Raw genomic sequence first — 14,248 nt, forward strand, 5'->3', positions numbered from 1 at the left:
CAGCCATATTGCTACCTAGTATATTCGGTCGAATGGGGATTATCACCGATGCGATTGGTTGATAATCACCGGCAAGGCGAATGATAAATGCTGGTACGTGATCGGATAGATTGGTCGGGATCGCGGATGTTTTGCCTGCAAACGCCGCTTAGACGGTTTTCGCCGAATGGCGATAAATAGCCGCCATCGGCATCGACACCGCCGCATTGCGCTATCCGACGCCGACCGCGATGTCGTCGCAACAAAGCCGATACGGATTAAAGTTGGCATGGTATTTTCATTGGCAGAGGCGAACTACCCTTACGGCTTATGGTTTTTACCGGAGACAGCGATGAAATACAGACTATTTTCAACCACCGTTTTGGTGGCTTTCTTGCACTCGACAGCAAGCGCGTCAGCCGAAACCACCGCCTTGCAATTCGATCAGTTGCCGGAACCGGTACGAAACACCGTGTCGGAGATTCTCGACAGGTCGCAAATCAGCAGAATCAGCCAGATCAACGACAACAATCTGATCAGGTTCGAGATCGAGGCAGACAAAATCGAGAACAAGCAGGAACTAATGACTTGGGATATCGTGGTCGCCGCTAACGGTAAATTGATGAAGTTAACCAAGGAAGTCCCCTATTTCTCCCTTAGCTATCCGCAAATGCAAGCAATTGAGGCACGTTATCCCGGTATTAAAGTCACCGAAACCGAATCGGTCGACGTGCACTTTTTCGATATCATAGGTGAAGTAAAAGACCGCCCCACCAGATTCAGACTGTACGACGACGGCTTTATCGAAGAACAATTGTAACCCCGAGGAAGATGCCATGTCGCGACCCGACAACCGCCATTTGCTGTTAAAGACGCTATTGCTCGGCAGCTTGCTTGCCGGCATGGTGTATTTTTTCCATCCCGACGTCGGCCAGTTTAATCTGCTAATCAACGGCCAGCCGGTCGCCGACCCCTTGTACCGATTAGCCGCTATTCCGGTTTTACTAAGTGTAGCGGTGCTGATCGGTGTGCTAGCCGCGTTGGCTATAATGGGCGTGGGAATGCTGATATTTTTCACCGCCCTGGGTTTTGCACTGTTAGGCATATTCCTGGTCGCGCCCTATTCCTGGCCGATACTGCTCTTATTCTGCTTGATGATGTTGGCAATGTCTTCGAATGGCAGCGGCAAACAGAAAGATTAGCGGGCTGTTTGGCAACGTCTTTTAGTGATCGGCCTTTGACCGCATATTGATCCATTTGTACCGCAGCCCCACCGTTTAGCCTGCTCGACTATTAACACCAACCCGCCAACCCGCTTAACCAGCAAATGCTCCGGATGTGCCCCGGTGCCAAAAGCAACGTTAAGTAAAAACAGTGGAATTTGCCAAACTGCCGAATTCGAATATTCACCGAATATAAATTTGACATTACTTGGCGTAAGTCATGACAATCCTTGAATAAAATTGGAATTTTTGTTCAGTGACATAAGGCGAATGATGTTGCAAAACCAGACCACCGATAAGCGCTACTTACTTGCCGATCATTTTCTTTTCGGCCAACTCGAAGCAAACGAAATAGACAATATTCTCACCTTGGCAATCCAACGGAAATTTTCGGCCGGTCAAATAATTTTCCAGAAAGGCGAAGAAGGCAACAGCATGATGATCGTGCTGAGCGGTGAAGTGAAGATCGGCGCAATTTCGGCGGACGGCCGGGAAATCGTATTGAATATTATCCATCCCGGCGAAGTGTTCGGCGAAATTGCACTCTTGGACGGCAAATCGCGCTCTGCGGATGCGGTCGCGCTCAACGATTGCCAACTTCTAATCATCCGTCGCCGAGATTTTCTGCCGTATATCAAAAAACATCCGGAAGTTGCCGTACAGCTGATTAGCCTGCTTTGCGAAAAACTCCGAAACACCAGCAATACCCTGGAAAACATCGGTTTGCTCAGCATCCCCGCCCGTCTGGCCAGATTGCTGCTGCAAATGGCCGAAACCAGTCACCAGGACACTAGCGATAACAAGGTACTTAAAATCAGATCGACGCTGTCCCAGCGCCAGATAGGCAACCTGATCGGCGCCACCAGGGAAAGTGTCAATAAACAGCTGCGAGCGTGGCAAAGCGATGGCATTATCCTGCAGGAAACCGATAGCATTTCGATCTTGCGGGTTCCCGATTTTAAGATGTTCGCCGAAGTGATCTGATATTTCCCAACGAGCGGTTTTGAACTTTTTGTCCGGCATATTCAAGTCTGCGCGACTGGCGGGATTGCTGGTATGCATCTTCACCATACTGCTATTGACCGGCATCTGGCAAGGCGGCTATCTGGAAGCGCCGGAATTGAAAGCCTATGATAGTTTACTACGCTTCCGCTCCGAGCTGCCGGCGAACGATCGAATCGCACTCATCACCATAGGCGAAGAAGAAATCCAACAGTTGGGCCGCTGGCCCATAGACGACGCCACACTCGCGACGGTGTTGGAAACGCTGGAAACGGAGCAACAAGCACTCGCCATCGGCCTGGACATGTACAGGGATATTGCAATACCTCCCGGACACGAAGCCTTGAGCGCCACCCTGCTGCGTCACCCCAATATTATCGCCACCTATAAATGGAGCGGCTCGCAATTGCACGGCGTTGGCGCGCCGCCGCCATTGCGGAATAGCGGCCGGATCGGATTTAACGACATCATTGTCGATCCAGACGGCGTTACCCGACGAGCCCTGCTTTACTTGCAACAAGGCGACGATATGGTGCCGTCGTTCGGATTGACGCTAAGCTTACGCTTCCTGGAACGGCACGGCATACTACCGGTAGCCGATGCCGGCAACCCGGCCTTTCTTAAGCTCGGCCACAGTACCTTTCCACCGCTCGCCCCCAACGCCGGCGGCTATAGCGGCGCCGATACCGCCGGCTACCAGTTTATGCTGGATTACCGCGACGCCCCGGACACCTTCATCAGCTATTCCTTAAGCGATCTGCTAGCAGGCCGCATCCCGCCGCAAACATTAAAAGGACGCATCGTACTGATTGGTACCGATGCCCAAAGCGTCAAAGACTATTTCCATACCCCTCTCGAAGCAATCGGTAAAACGCCCGGTGTGCGCATGCATGCATTCATAATCGGCCAGTTGCTGCGTTTGGCTATCGATGGCGGCCGCCCGAATCCGAGCTTGCCGGAATACGCCGAAGCGCTATGGCTGTCGATCTGGATCGCCGCCGGCTGCCTGGTTGGTTTTCGCGCCATTTCGCTCTGGCGTCTGCCTTTACTGTGGCTAATGGGGATTGCGGCGACGATAGGTTTTGCCGTGTTGGCGATTCGCGCCGGATACTGGTTGCCGGTTATATTGCCAACCGGCGGCTGGAGCGTGGCTTTTGCCGCGATGAGCACTTATGCCGCAGTTTGGGAGAAACGGCAAAAAACCGAGACGATGCGATTGTTTGAACAATTCGTTTCCCCCCAAGTCGCTCAAGCCATTTGGGCCGGACGCGACGGCATCCTGCAAAATATGCCGCCGGAACCGGTTGCGGCCACGGCGACCGTGTTATTTTCCGACATGATCGGTTTTACCTCGATTGTAGAAAAACTCGATCCGGCCGTCGCCATTGCCTGGTTGGAAGATTATCTAAATTCGATGGCAAACTGCGTACACGCCCACGACGGCGTTATCGTTCGTTTTGTCGGCGATGCCATTATGGCGGTATTCGGCGTACCGCTCAGCGCAAGCCAATGTTCCAAGCCAGGCGAAACAGCCGCACAGGCCGCCGCTTGCGCATTGGCGATGAACCGCAAGCTGCAGGAACTCAATCGCAAATGGCAAAGCCAAAATTTACCGGTAACAGGTATGCGAATCGGGATCAACACCGGCAAATTGATAGCCGGTAGTCTGGGCACTGCGACGAGGCGCGAGTTTGCTGTCCATGGCGACGCAGTCAATATCGCCGCTCGGCTTGAACAACTTGATAAAAAAACCTTCGTGCCCGATTGTGTTCAACGCCCTACCCGTATATTAATGGGGGAAGCCACCGAAGCGGAACTAGGGCCTGATTTTTCCCGGCAGGCATTGGGCAGATTCAGGTTACGCGGCAAGGGCCGTGCAATTACCGTGTTCGAATTACTGACCAAATAAAATATTCGCCGCATGGTTTATCCATCCGGCAGTCAAGGCAAGCCTTTACCGATTAGGATAAACCGGCGAAATTCGTATCAACCCCGGCAGTTCCAATTCCGCATCGGCCAGCAATTGGAGTAATACCTCTCGCGGCCTTTGGCTGTTTTGCGGCTTAGCCTCCGTCAACTCCAATAAGATCTGCACGGCATCGTACCAATAGCCCGCCAGGGCATAAAGCCGCGCTTGTTCCAAGCGATCGGCGTGATCGAGTTTTCCTTTCAATTCGGCCGACGGCTCCCGGTAGACAATTGTCCCGGACGACTGCGTCGTGATTCTCCGGTCGCCGGATGCCACCGCCCATCGATATTCAACATTTTGCTTGAGCCGAAAACCTTGCTCGGCCAACGGAATCCGGCCCAGTCCGGACCAGTCTTGATTTGTTGCCCCATCGCGCTCAGGGACACTAAATTGCACGGTCGACGATTGAGTCGAAGAACCAAGAGTCAAAATGACGGGTACGGTGTGCTTCGTCCACCAAAATAATGTCGGCTCGGCGTGAGCTGTTAAGCCAGTTTGTTTGGGTGCTAAGGCAACGACTGACTGCCCGGCCGCGGAATCGGGGTCTGCTTGTTCCGCAAAATCCAAAGTCCGGGTACCGCCTCCGACCAATATATTGGGCGACGGAGCACCCAAAGGCGGCGGTTTGTAGGCTGGCGACGAAGTGCGATCATTCTCGCCGGCCAGCAAATCGGCAAGCGGCGCTAAACATAGCATTAGCAATCCCAATAAAACTAAACGGCGGCGACTCAGCATGATTTAGCACTCCTTCCGCTTGGCGTGTCAGCGAAGATGTTGTCGACTATTGATTTACAGTACGGAATAAATTTCTACCTAAATTGACATGACAGCCAGCAAGCACCTATGAAATTTTTCACAGTCGCCAAAATGTAGGGTAAACCGCTAATAGGCAGACCATTCGTCGGCTTTTGGAAGCAAACCGCCCCTACCCGCGCGGGTTAGCGAACTACCGGTCTCCAAGCCGCAATAATCGGGGCTAAGTACCGAACTATCAAATTGCGGCTGCCCTAGGTTGGCTAGGTCACCACTAAGATTCAGGCGCGGCGCGGAGGAATTGATAGTGCCGCTGAGTCCGCTCGGCGCAGCGGCCTGAATCACATTCAAGCCGAAAACCCCCGGCTGCCAACTTATCGGACTATTACCTCCGACAGCTAAGGTATCGCCGCTGAACAGCAGGCCGCCCAGGCTTAAATTGATACTACCGCCCGCCCCGCCGACAGCCGAGGTATTGGCTTGGATCAAGCCGTTTTCCATCAGCAATAGCCCCGCGCTTAGCTCGATATTACCGCCGTTGCCGCTTACCCCATCCACCGTGGTGATAAATCCGGAATCCAGCAAATGAATCAAACCGCCGCCCGTCACGACGATCGATCCGCCGTTCCCGTTGTTGGCAGCGGTCGTAATAAAGGATGGATCAAGATAGAGCAACTCGCTGAAATCGATTGATATATTCCCAGCCGCGACATTGCCCGTCGAGCGCGTGGTTATATCGCTGTTATAGAGCTGGATGGTCGGCGCCGACACCTGCAGTTGGCTGGGTGCTATGGCGTCCGGATCGCCGACCGAGGCATCGTTTTCTATGCTGATATCCGCCCGATTAGTCAATATAATCGATTGCTCGGCCGCGATGCCGATGCTTCCGGTCCGCCCTCCCGAACCCTGCACGGCTTGCGCGGTGACGAAGGCATTGTCCAAGATCAGTTTTGCGGTATTTATCCGTACGCTGCCACCACTACCGGCACCGAAGGTCGACGTGCTGATGTTTCCCTGGGATTTCAGGCTCAGCGTATCGATAGCAGTTACATTTATCAAACCGCCGGCGCCGCTGCTGCCGGGGTTGGCTCGGGAGGCGATACCGGTCAGCAAGCTTTGACCATTGCCGTCTATCGATATATTTTCCGACAAAACATTAATCGCGCCCGCATCGCCGCCGGCAAATGTCGATGTGGAAATCCTGCCGGTATTGGCGATATTCAAAGTTTGGGTTTGCACGGCGATTGATCCGGAATTGCCGCTATGAAACGCATTAGCCAGGATGCCGGTCGGATTATCGTTGTAAAAATGGCCCTTGCCGTCGATATTCAAGCTGGCGGCCTTGATGGTTGCGTTTCCGCCCTGTCTAGCACCCAGGTTGCCGAGATTGATCTCCCCGCCTTCCAAAATATCTATGGCACCGTTGGCTTTGACATACACATCGCCGGATTTACCGGTGCTGCCCTGCTGGATATTGGCAAACACTCCCGTCGCCATGCCTAAGGGGTTTGCCTGCCTGCCATCGATCAGTAAACTACCGGCAGTAAAACTAATATCCCCGGCATCGCCGGAACCGAATGTGGCGTTTTTGATCATGCCGCCGTCAAGAATCGCCGCCGCGCCGTCACTTCGAATATTTATTGCTCCGCTATTGCCGCTACTATTACGTTTGGCGATAGAAAACACCCCGGTTTCACCGCCAGCAGCCGCATCGATCCTCAGCACATCGACAGTTAGCGAAATCTCGCCGCTGTCGCCGTTTCCGAATGTGGCGCTAAAAATGCTGCCGCCGTTGCCGATATTCAATCCGCCAACATGAATGTCTATGTCGCCGCCGGCATTGTCTCGGGTCGGACTGGAATAACCGCCATAGCTCCCCGAGTAGATCCCGGTAAGTCCGAAGCCGTTTCGCGACGGCCCGGCTATATTCAACTCGGCCGCCCGCACCGAAAGCGCTCCACCGTGCCCCAAGCCCCAATTGCCGCTGGCAACCAGCCCGCCATTCAGAATATTCGCGGCGCCGCTGGTGTCTATGGTCACATTGCCGGCCTTGGCGGAACTACTGGAAGAGGCGAAAGACATAATACCGGTTACACCGCCGGTTGCGGCATATTCGCCGTCGATTTCGAGGCTATCGGCCGCGACGCTTATATTTCCCGCATCGCCGGGGCCGAAACTGGCCGATTTGATGCCGGTAGTGCGAAACCAGGTAAACGTCGGGCCGGCAATGCGCAGACTGTGGGCAGTAACCGTGGTGTCGCCGCTGTTACCCAATCCCGAAGTGCCGTTGATGATTTCTCCGCCGTTCCGCATTTCAAAATGGTTGGTTGCGGCAATATTCACATCCCCCGCTCTACCGCTGCTGCCTGGATTGGCGAAAGATAAAAACCCGGTATCGATACCGGAACCGTTGGCTTGCTGACCGTCGATAAGAATATTTTCCGCTCTAGCGCTCAATCCACCGGCATTGCCGGCCGCATTCGCGGTACTGGCCAGCTGACTGCCATTCGTGATTTGTAAGGTCTTTGCCCGGACTGACACACCTGCGTCGGTGCCGGCAGCGGCCGCGCCGGTATTTATCGCAACCGCGGCGCCATGGTTGCGAAAATCCACATCGCTTCCCCAAAATGCGATACGGCCACTGCCGCTGCCGGCGGTTATCAGCGAACTGTTGTCGATGCGTATCGAGCCGGCATTTACATCGTCGGGTGTCTCTACCGGTAGCAGCAGCGAACCTTCCGCGCTCGGCTGCAGGCTAACTTCACCTGCACCATGCCGGCCCACCAAGCGCAATTCGCCGGCCGGTGCAGTCAACAACGCTTGGCTGTCGATATGGATGTCGCCGGCGACGAAATCGGCGGCTTGCCCGTTTTTTACGCCAAAATGGCTGCCAGTTATTTCGATCAGGCCGTTGTTGGCGACCGATGTGCCGAGAAATCCGAACGCTGTCGGCGCCGCGCTGCTAAGTTCGCTTGCCGACGTTAAGTCAGCGCGATAATGTTTGCCGTCGTTGAAAATCACCTCGTCAGCCGTGCCGACATGCAAGGCCGCCGGCACATCGACCTGGGCCCCTGCCCCGAAAACAATGCCGGACGGATTAATCAAATAAAAATCGGCATGTCCGAGAGGCGTTGATTTTAGGATGCCGTTGATCTGAGAACCGCTGCCGCCGGTTACCCTGGAAATTACATTGTCCAGGCTATTTGGAACATCTTCGGTAAAGGTGACGGTTTGCCCTGCTTCGATGTTGAACGTCGAAAAGCTGTGGAATAAATTGTGCCCATGCGTCTGGCCGTCGCTTTGTCGAATTTCCAGGTTCGTTGCCACATTAGGCGCGCTCAACACCCGGGCAGCGCCGCCCACGCTGCCATCCGTAGCGATGCCGTCCGCCGCGATAACATCGGATTGCCATAGAAGAATACAGACTAGCAGTGACAATCTATTTTTGGTTAAACCCAGCGGATGCCTCGTCATAACCAATTGCCCACCAAAATAAACGACGCCCAGAAATAGGGGTGTTCGAAACGCGCATCGCCGAGCAAAGTTCGCTGCGCCTGCCGCAAAGCCTCCGCCTTGCCTAGGCCAGGCAAAGATAACCGCCGATAAAATTCGACCATTAGCTCGTAGGTGGCCTGGTCCGCCACCGGCCATAAACTGCCTACCGCGCTACGTACCTTGGATTTAAGCGCGATACCGCTTAAGCCAAGCGGCGCGCGGTCGTCGCCCTCGGCGGTTCGGCACGCACTCAAGGTCAACAACTGTATGGGTTGTTCCTTAAATTTCTCCGACTGGAACAATCGCTCCAGATCGTTGAAGCGGATAACGCCGTCGTAGGCCATTATAAAACTGCTTTCCTCGCTATCCCTAAGCACGCCATGCGAAGCGATATGGACTATCGAATAATGGTTTTCACCAGCCAAGGTCTTGAAATTGTTCACCGTAAAACGTTCGTTCAATAACGCAGTATTCGGCATTTGCCGGCTAAGGCTATCGATCTCCTTGGCGACGCCGGGCAAGCGAAGCTGCTGCTTCAGGCGCTGATTTGCACCAGCGTCTTCCGCGCCCGCCGAAGACTGAGTTTGAGCAATAGTGAGGTCTCGACCGCTCGGATTGCCCACGGCACTAAAAAAAGCGGCCGGCAAATCGGCCACTACCGGCCCCGGCTCGCTTAAACCGGCCAATAAGGCCTTACCGCCAACTTGTTGCAGCGGAACCGGATCCAATACCGTCAATCCCGGCGAATTTGCCACCGCATAACGCTCTATCAAATAATGCTCGCCGTCGTACAGCGCCGCAAATGGCACTAAGCGTAGAACCCCGTCCGGTACCGTCACAATAGTCCGCACTTGTCGCTCTTGTAACCAAGGCTCGGGCGCAGCCAATAGCCAACCGTACAGTTGCTGGGCTAGGCTCTTGGCGTCAGGACTCAGGTTACGCAGTGCCTTGGAAAATTTGCGGGCAAGGCTTTGAATCGTCGTCGCCGGCAGATTTTGGGTGAACAACCTGACCTCACCGTCAATACTGACTAACACTTCCAAACGGTCGGCAAGAATAAGCGGATAGATCAATGCCGTCCTGGCTTCCACGGCATCTACCACGGTTCTGTTGGAATTTGCCAACGCGCAGCGGCCACCCAGGAAGTCTTCCATTTCCGATTGTTTCAGGGATTCCACGGATTGACGGGCGCTTTGCAATAGTTGAGTGCGCAGCTTCCCTTGCTGCTGCTTCGCCAGGGTGATTTGCAAATCCGCCAACCCCAAATAAATGGGCTGTAAGGTTTCCTTGAACGAAGACCGGCCATCGGGATATTCGACCGGAATATCCAGGCGTAGCGCCTCAATATGCTCGACGGCCCGTTGGTAGGCGGCCAGCGCGGATTCGGATTCATGCAACGCGCGGTGCAGCCGCCCCTTGCGCCATTCCAGATTCAGCAACAATTCCCTGGCATTGACCGTTTGCGCAAACCGGATGGCTTGATCGTTTAGATGCAGCGCTTCTTCCCAGCGCTGATCGTCTTCATACAATTGCGCCAGGCCGCCCAAAGCTTCCGCTGCCAAGTGCGGTTGTCCCGTAGCCAACTGCTCTGCTTGCCGATACGCGTTGTAAGCCAACTTGACGCCTGCTTGACCGAGGCTGGCGGCCTGGCTACCGATGTTAATCAGAAAACGACTCTGTTCGGGCGGATTATTTAGTTTAGGCAGCAAGTCGAATATGCTTTGCAGTTCCGTCAAACGCAAGACCGGCGACAGCAGATTGGCCTGACCCAGGCGGATATTGGCGGTTAAAGCCTGATCGTTGTGCGCCAACTTTAAGGCGTCCGCATATAGGTGACTGGCATCTTTGGGGCGACCGCGATTGAATTCCAGATTGGCCAATGTAGCCATCCATCGCGCGCGATCTGCGTCCGGACCTTTTTCCGTAGTAAGCGCACGGCGCAAAAGTGTGTCGGCTTGCTGATAATGGCGCATTTGGAAATGCACCAGGCCGAGAAAACCGTCAGTTTGCGCGGTTTGTTCGGCTGTCGCCGCCGCGCTCCCGGCGCTGATCCCGAAATCCAGCGCTTGATTGAATTGGCCTTGCCGCAAGAGGGCCTTGCCCTGAGCCAAATCATTGTCAAAGCTTGCATAAGCAAAACTCGGTTTGGCTATTGCGCTGAGTAAACACCAGCCGCAGAATATTGCCAGCGACATCCTTAGCGATAGATTAAATCTCTGATAGCCCGACACGGCTGCCAATCCTCGCGCTCAAAAAACATCGAAACGGGCCTGAAAATGTATTCCGTCGTCTTGTAAATCGCCGCGACTGCCAATATCGCTACGATTCAGCGCATACCCGTAAAAAAAGTCTGCGGACAGACGGCTGAATTGCCAACTGAGCCCTAATCCGACCGAATAAAGCGCATCGCGCCTGTTATTGACTGCTTTGGCATTGTTCCAGGCCGCACCGTAGTCGAAAAATGGAATAAGGCTCAAGCGGTGCCGGGTATCGGTACCATTCTCTTTAAACAAGGGATAATGAAATTCCAACGATACGCTGTAGCCGTTATCTCTTACCAAATGATTCTCACGGTAGCCGCGCACGCTGTTCATTCCGCCCACTGCTATTTGTTCGAGCGGTAGTAACGGTGCATCGCTGAACTGAGCATTACCGCGCAATACAATTCGGCTGCCATCGTCCAACACCTGGTACGCGTATTGCGCTTGCCCTAGCCAGGAAAAAAACTCGCTGGACGGATAACGAGCTGACGTTTTGGCAGTGGCGCCCAACGCATTCATGCCAACGCTGAATGACGAGCGCGCCGCCAGCGCCTGACGCTCGCCGCGCCATAAACCATCCTGGAAAATGCGCCAGACCGTCGCTTGATTGCGTCCGCCGGCTTGACCCGGCGTAAACGAGAACGGTAACCCCAGTAAACTTGTTTGATTCTCGCGCACCGCCAGCGTCAAGCCCACACTGAGACGCTTGCGAAAGCTGCTGATCAAGGGATAACTGAACCCACCTTCGAGATTATGCACCTTGCTTTGAATATCCAAGGACTTTAGCGGTTGTTCGATCACCGATGAATCGCCTTCGTCGAAATGAAAGAAAACCTGTGTGCCGCTATCCGTGACCGGCGCGCTGAAACCACCGAAGTAACGCGACGATCCGGCGCTGTAGATAAAGTTAAAATCCAGTACATCGCCCAATCCGGTCAGGTTGCGCACCCAACCGTTCAAGCCGAACGCTTCGGCGCCGATCGACGGCGGCCGGTAATTGTCGCCAAATAAACTTAATTGATAGGGTCTAGCGCGAGTCACCTCGACATCCAAAATCGCTTGGCCGGGACTATTACCGGGCAACATCCGGCCATTCATTCGTTCTATTAACGGATCGGATAGCAGGGTCTGGAACCTATCGCGCAATTCGTCGAGCTTAAGCGGTGCTTGGTCATCGGCCTGTAACCGGTTGACAATATAGCTCTCGCGCAGGCGTTCCTCACCGCTGACTCTAACTTCGCTTAGTTTGCCTTCCACAAGATGAATGCGTAGTTCGCCGTCTTGCAGTGCGTCGGCGGCGACTACCGCACCGGAATTGATATAGCCGCGGTCTATATAATATTGAGTCAGTCGTTGCCGCAGCGGCTCAATGTCGTTAATCGAGACCAAGCGATTCTGATAGTTTTCTATCAAAACGTTGAGCTCTTGCTCCGTAAACACGGTGTTGCCATCGAGCAAAATGCGCTTAATCGGCACCTTGCGGCTATCGACTGTCCGCGGCTGCAAGCCTGTTATCGGCGGCAGGCTAAACACCTCATCTGCTTTGTCAGGCTTATCTTCGGGAAAGGGCAAGGGTCTTGCGCTCGGACGATCCATTGATTCAGCTCCACCCAGCGCCCGGACATCGCTCACCGACAACCCCAGCGACAATGCTACTACCCCTATCGAAAAACTAGACCTCATGCAATTCCATATTGTCGTGATTGTCGATTTGAACGATCTCCGGAAGGAAAACCGAGCTACAGGACTTCCCTACGTGACTATCGGGAATTAGCGTGCTATTCAGACTATATCCACTTTGACCCAACGAATTTTTAAAAATTAGAAACCATTTAACCCTGCAAAGCAATAACCTTGCAAATTAACGGATTTTTTGTCTTAAGGTTATTCTGCATTTCGAACGCTTATAGCGAAGTGAAATAAGTCATAGGCCGTTTGCGAAACTTGGTGGCTCAATGGCGGTCACATTCCGCCATTTGATTCGAGAAAAGCAATGTCCAGCCCTTACGAAAAATCGACATTATCTGCCGATGTTTGCCGCTTCCGGTCAGGAAGCCCAATCTCGCCGGGCCGGCGTCGCCTATCGTGCCGGAGCATGTTGCTTACTGCCCTGCTTTCACTGGCGACTGCCGCCTGTTCTCTGTTGGAAACCCAGGAATACAAGCGTCCCGACATACCGCAAAAAGCCGAATGGTTAGGCGCTAACACACCGACGGAACAAATAGTTGACCGGGAATGGTGGAAGAGTTTCGGCGACAGCGATCTTAATGAGCTTATGGAAAAAGCCATCACCTGCAACTTTAACTTACGGGCTGCGGCCCACCGCATTGAGGAAGCCGAGGCTATCCTCAACGGGACTCGCGCAGGTTGGTGGCCCACCTTGTATCTCGGATTTTCCGCGCCACACACCTATACGCGGCAGGTATATCCCGGGGGGGATTTAGGCAATACCTATTCCGTTTCGCAATCCGGGTTGGCCGACAAATCCTCAGCCAATTTGAATTGGGAAATCGATTTTTGGGGGAAAATTCAAAAGGGCGTCGATGCGCAACAGGCCAGCCACGATGCGACCGAAGCCGATTGGCGTGCGACATGGTTGAAAACCGCAGCCGATGTGGCGGAACTCTACTTTTTCATCCGTCAGATCGACGAACAGATAGTCCAGCAAAAACAAGCCATCGAGCGCAATCAGTTCATTCTAAATATTTACCGTAACCAGGTCGCCGAAGGTATTATTCCTGTCACGGTGGTTTTGAGCCAGGAAGCCGAAAACAAGGTCTTGCAGCAAGGCATGCTGGAATTCGAAAGACGGCGCACAGTATCCGAAAATGGCTTGGCCAGTCTGTTGGGCATGCCCGCCGGATCGATGCGTGTGCCGGCATACGATACTGCTACACAAACGCTAAAATTGCCGGTCGTGCCGGCAGCCCTGCCATCCGATTTGTTATCGCGACGCCCGGATGTCGTTGCGGCGGAATACCGGGTACTGGAAGCGCACAATCTGGTTGGACAAGCCCGGCTGGCAAGGCTGCCAACCATTTCCGCTACTGCCAACGGCGGCATGAGTAACCTGCTGTCCACTGCTATCAAAGTCTGGACTTACGGCATGGGGCCGGCTGTGAACATTCCGCTGTTCGATCAAAACCTGATCGCTCAAGTCGAGATCAATCAAGCTAGAGCCAAAATCGCCGAAGAACAGTATCGACAATCCGTCATCGCCGCATTTGAGGAAGTGGAAAACACCTTGGCCAGTTTGGCTAATCGGAAGGTTCAGCAGGAAACACTGAAGGTACGCTTCGAAAATCTCAGTATGGTTGTCAAAAAACAGCAAGATCAATTGCGGGAAGGTTTGATTACGCAGCTGGAGATGTTCGAATCGCAACGTCGGCTGTTGGAAGTTCAGCAATCCCTCTCGGTTCTCAGGCAACAAATCCTTGCCGATACCGTCACGCTTTATAAGGCGTTGGGCGGGGGCTGGCCGGCGGTCGAAATAGCGGCAAACAAATGACGCATTTTGCGAACGGTTAAGCCTAACTCCGAACCTGGATTAAGTTTTCACCATAAGA

The 14,248-nt window shown here is 53.7% G+C and carries 9 protein-coding genes; 5 read left to right on the forward strand and 4 right to left on the reverse strand.

The features are described from left to right. Positions 1–331 precede the first annotated feature (331 nt). The 4 genes from ACH50O_RS08400 to ACH50O_RS08415 all read left to right on the forward strand — a co-directional run bounded on the left by ACH50O_RS08400 (position 332) and on the right by ACH50O_RS08415 (position 4,113). The gene (locus tag ACH50O_RS08400) at positions 332–799 is read left to right on the forward strand and encodes a hypothetical protein (RefSeq protein WP_446811570.1); all 468 of its coding nucleotides are present in this window, start codon (positions 332–334) and stop codon (positions 797–799) included. Between the two features lie 16 nt (positions 800–815). Beyond that, the gene (locus ACH50O_RS08405) at positions 816–1,181 is read left to right on the forward strand and encodes a hypothetical protein (protein ID WP_446811571.1); all 366 of its coding nucleotides are present in this window, start codon (positions 816–818) and stop codon (positions 1,179–1,181) included. Positions 1,182–1,472: 291 nt separating this feature from the next. Next, the gene (locus tag ACH50O_RS08410) at positions 1,473–2,186 is read left to right on the forward strand and encodes a Crp/Fnr family transcriptional regulator (RefSeq protein ID WP_446811572.1); all 714 of its coding nucleotides are present in this window, start codon (positions 1,473–1,475) and stop codon (positions 2,184–2,186) included. Between the two features lie 19 nt (positions 2,187–2,205). Beyond that, on the forward strand, positions 2,206–4,113 hold the full coding sequence (locus ACH50O_RS08415) for a CHASE2 domain-containing protein (RefSeq protein WP_446811573.1): 1,908 nt from the start codon (positions 2,206–2,208) through the stop codon (positions 4,111–4,113). A gap of 45 nt (positions 4,114–4,158) precedes the next feature. Here the strand turns inward: ACH50O_RS08415 and ACH50O_RS08420 are convergent, their stop codons facing one another. The 4 genes from ACH50O_RS08420 to ACH50O_RS08435 all read right to left on the reverse strand — a co-directional run bounded on the left by ACH50O_RS08420 (position 4,159) and on the right by ACH50O_RS08435 (position 12,278). Beyond that, positions 4,159–4,908, reverse strand: coding sequence for a DUF928 domain-containing protein (locus ACH50O_RS08420; RefSeq protein WP_446811574.1), 750 nt, complete (start codon positions 4,906–4,908; stop codon positions 4,159–4,161). A gap of 147 nt (positions 4,909–5,055) precedes the next feature. Beyond that, positions 5,056–8,400, reverse strand: coding sequence for a beta strand repeat-containing protein (locus ACH50O_RS08425; RefSeq protein WP_446811575.1), 3,345 nt, complete (start codon positions 8,398–8,400; stop codon positions 5,056–5,058). Continuing rightward, positions 8,397–10,652 carry a CHAT domain-containing protein gene (locus ACH50O_RS08430; protein ID WP_446811576.1) on the reverse strand — a complete coding sequence of 752 codons (2,256 nt, stop codon included), beginning with the start codon at positions 10,650–10,652 and terminating at the stop codon, positions 8,397–8,399. Before ACH50O_RS08430 ends, ACH50O_RS08425 begins: the two co-directional genes overlap by 4 nt. Positions 10,653–10,670: 18 nt before the next feature. After that, positions 10,671–12,278, reverse strand: a complete 1,608-nt coding sequence (locus tag ACH50O_RS08435) for a ShlB/FhaC/HecB family hemolysin secretion/activation protein (protein WP_446811577.1) — start codon at positions 12,276–12,278, stop codon at positions 10,671–10,673. Between the two features lie 499 nt (positions 12,279–12,777). Between ACH50O_RS08435 and ACH50O_RS08440 the strand changes: the two genes are divergently transcribed. Next, positions 12,778–14,190, forward strand: coding sequence for an efflux transporter outer membrane subunit (locus ACH50O_RS08440; protein ID WP_446811578.1), 1,413 nt, complete (start codon positions 12,778–12,780; stop codon positions 14,188–14,190). The last annotated feature ends 58 nt before the right edge of the window (positions 14,191–14,248 follow it).

The sequence above is a fragment of the Methylomonas sp. 2BW1-5-20 genome, assembly GCF_052474515.1.

What these genes read in the sequence shown, in the direction of transcription:
- ACH50O_RS08405 (WP_446811571.1), top strand. Translation starts at nt 816, where the DNA reads ATGTCGCGACCCGACAACCGCCATTTGCTGTTAAAGACGCTATTGCTC.
- ACH50O_RS08440 (WP_446811578.1), top strand. Translation starts at nt 12,778, where the DNA reads ATGTTGCTTACTGCCCTGCTTTCACTGGCGACTGCCGCCTGTTCTCTG.
- ACH50O_RS08420 (WP_446811574.1), bottom strand. Translation starts at nt 4,908, where the DNA reads ATGCTGAGTCGCCGCCGTTTAGTTTTATTGGGATTGCTAATGCTATGT.
- ACH50O_RS08410 (WP_446811572.1), top strand. Translation starts at nt 1,473, where the DNA reads ATGATGTTGCAAAACCAGACCACCGATAAGCGCTACTTACTTGCCGAT.
- ACH50O_RS08400 (WP_446811570.1), top strand. Translation starts at nt 332, where the DNA reads ATGAAATACAGACTATTTTCAACCACCGTTTTGGTGGCTTTCTTGCAC.
- ACH50O_RS08425 (WP_446811575.1), bottom strand. Translation starts at nt 8,400, where the DNA reads ATGACGAGGCATCCGCTGGGTTTAACCAAAAATAGATTGTCACTGCTA.
- ACH50O_RS08435 (WP_446811577.1), bottom strand. Translation starts at nt 12,278, where the DNA reads ATGGATCGTCCGAGCGCAAGACCCTTGCCCTTTCCCGAAGATAAGCCT.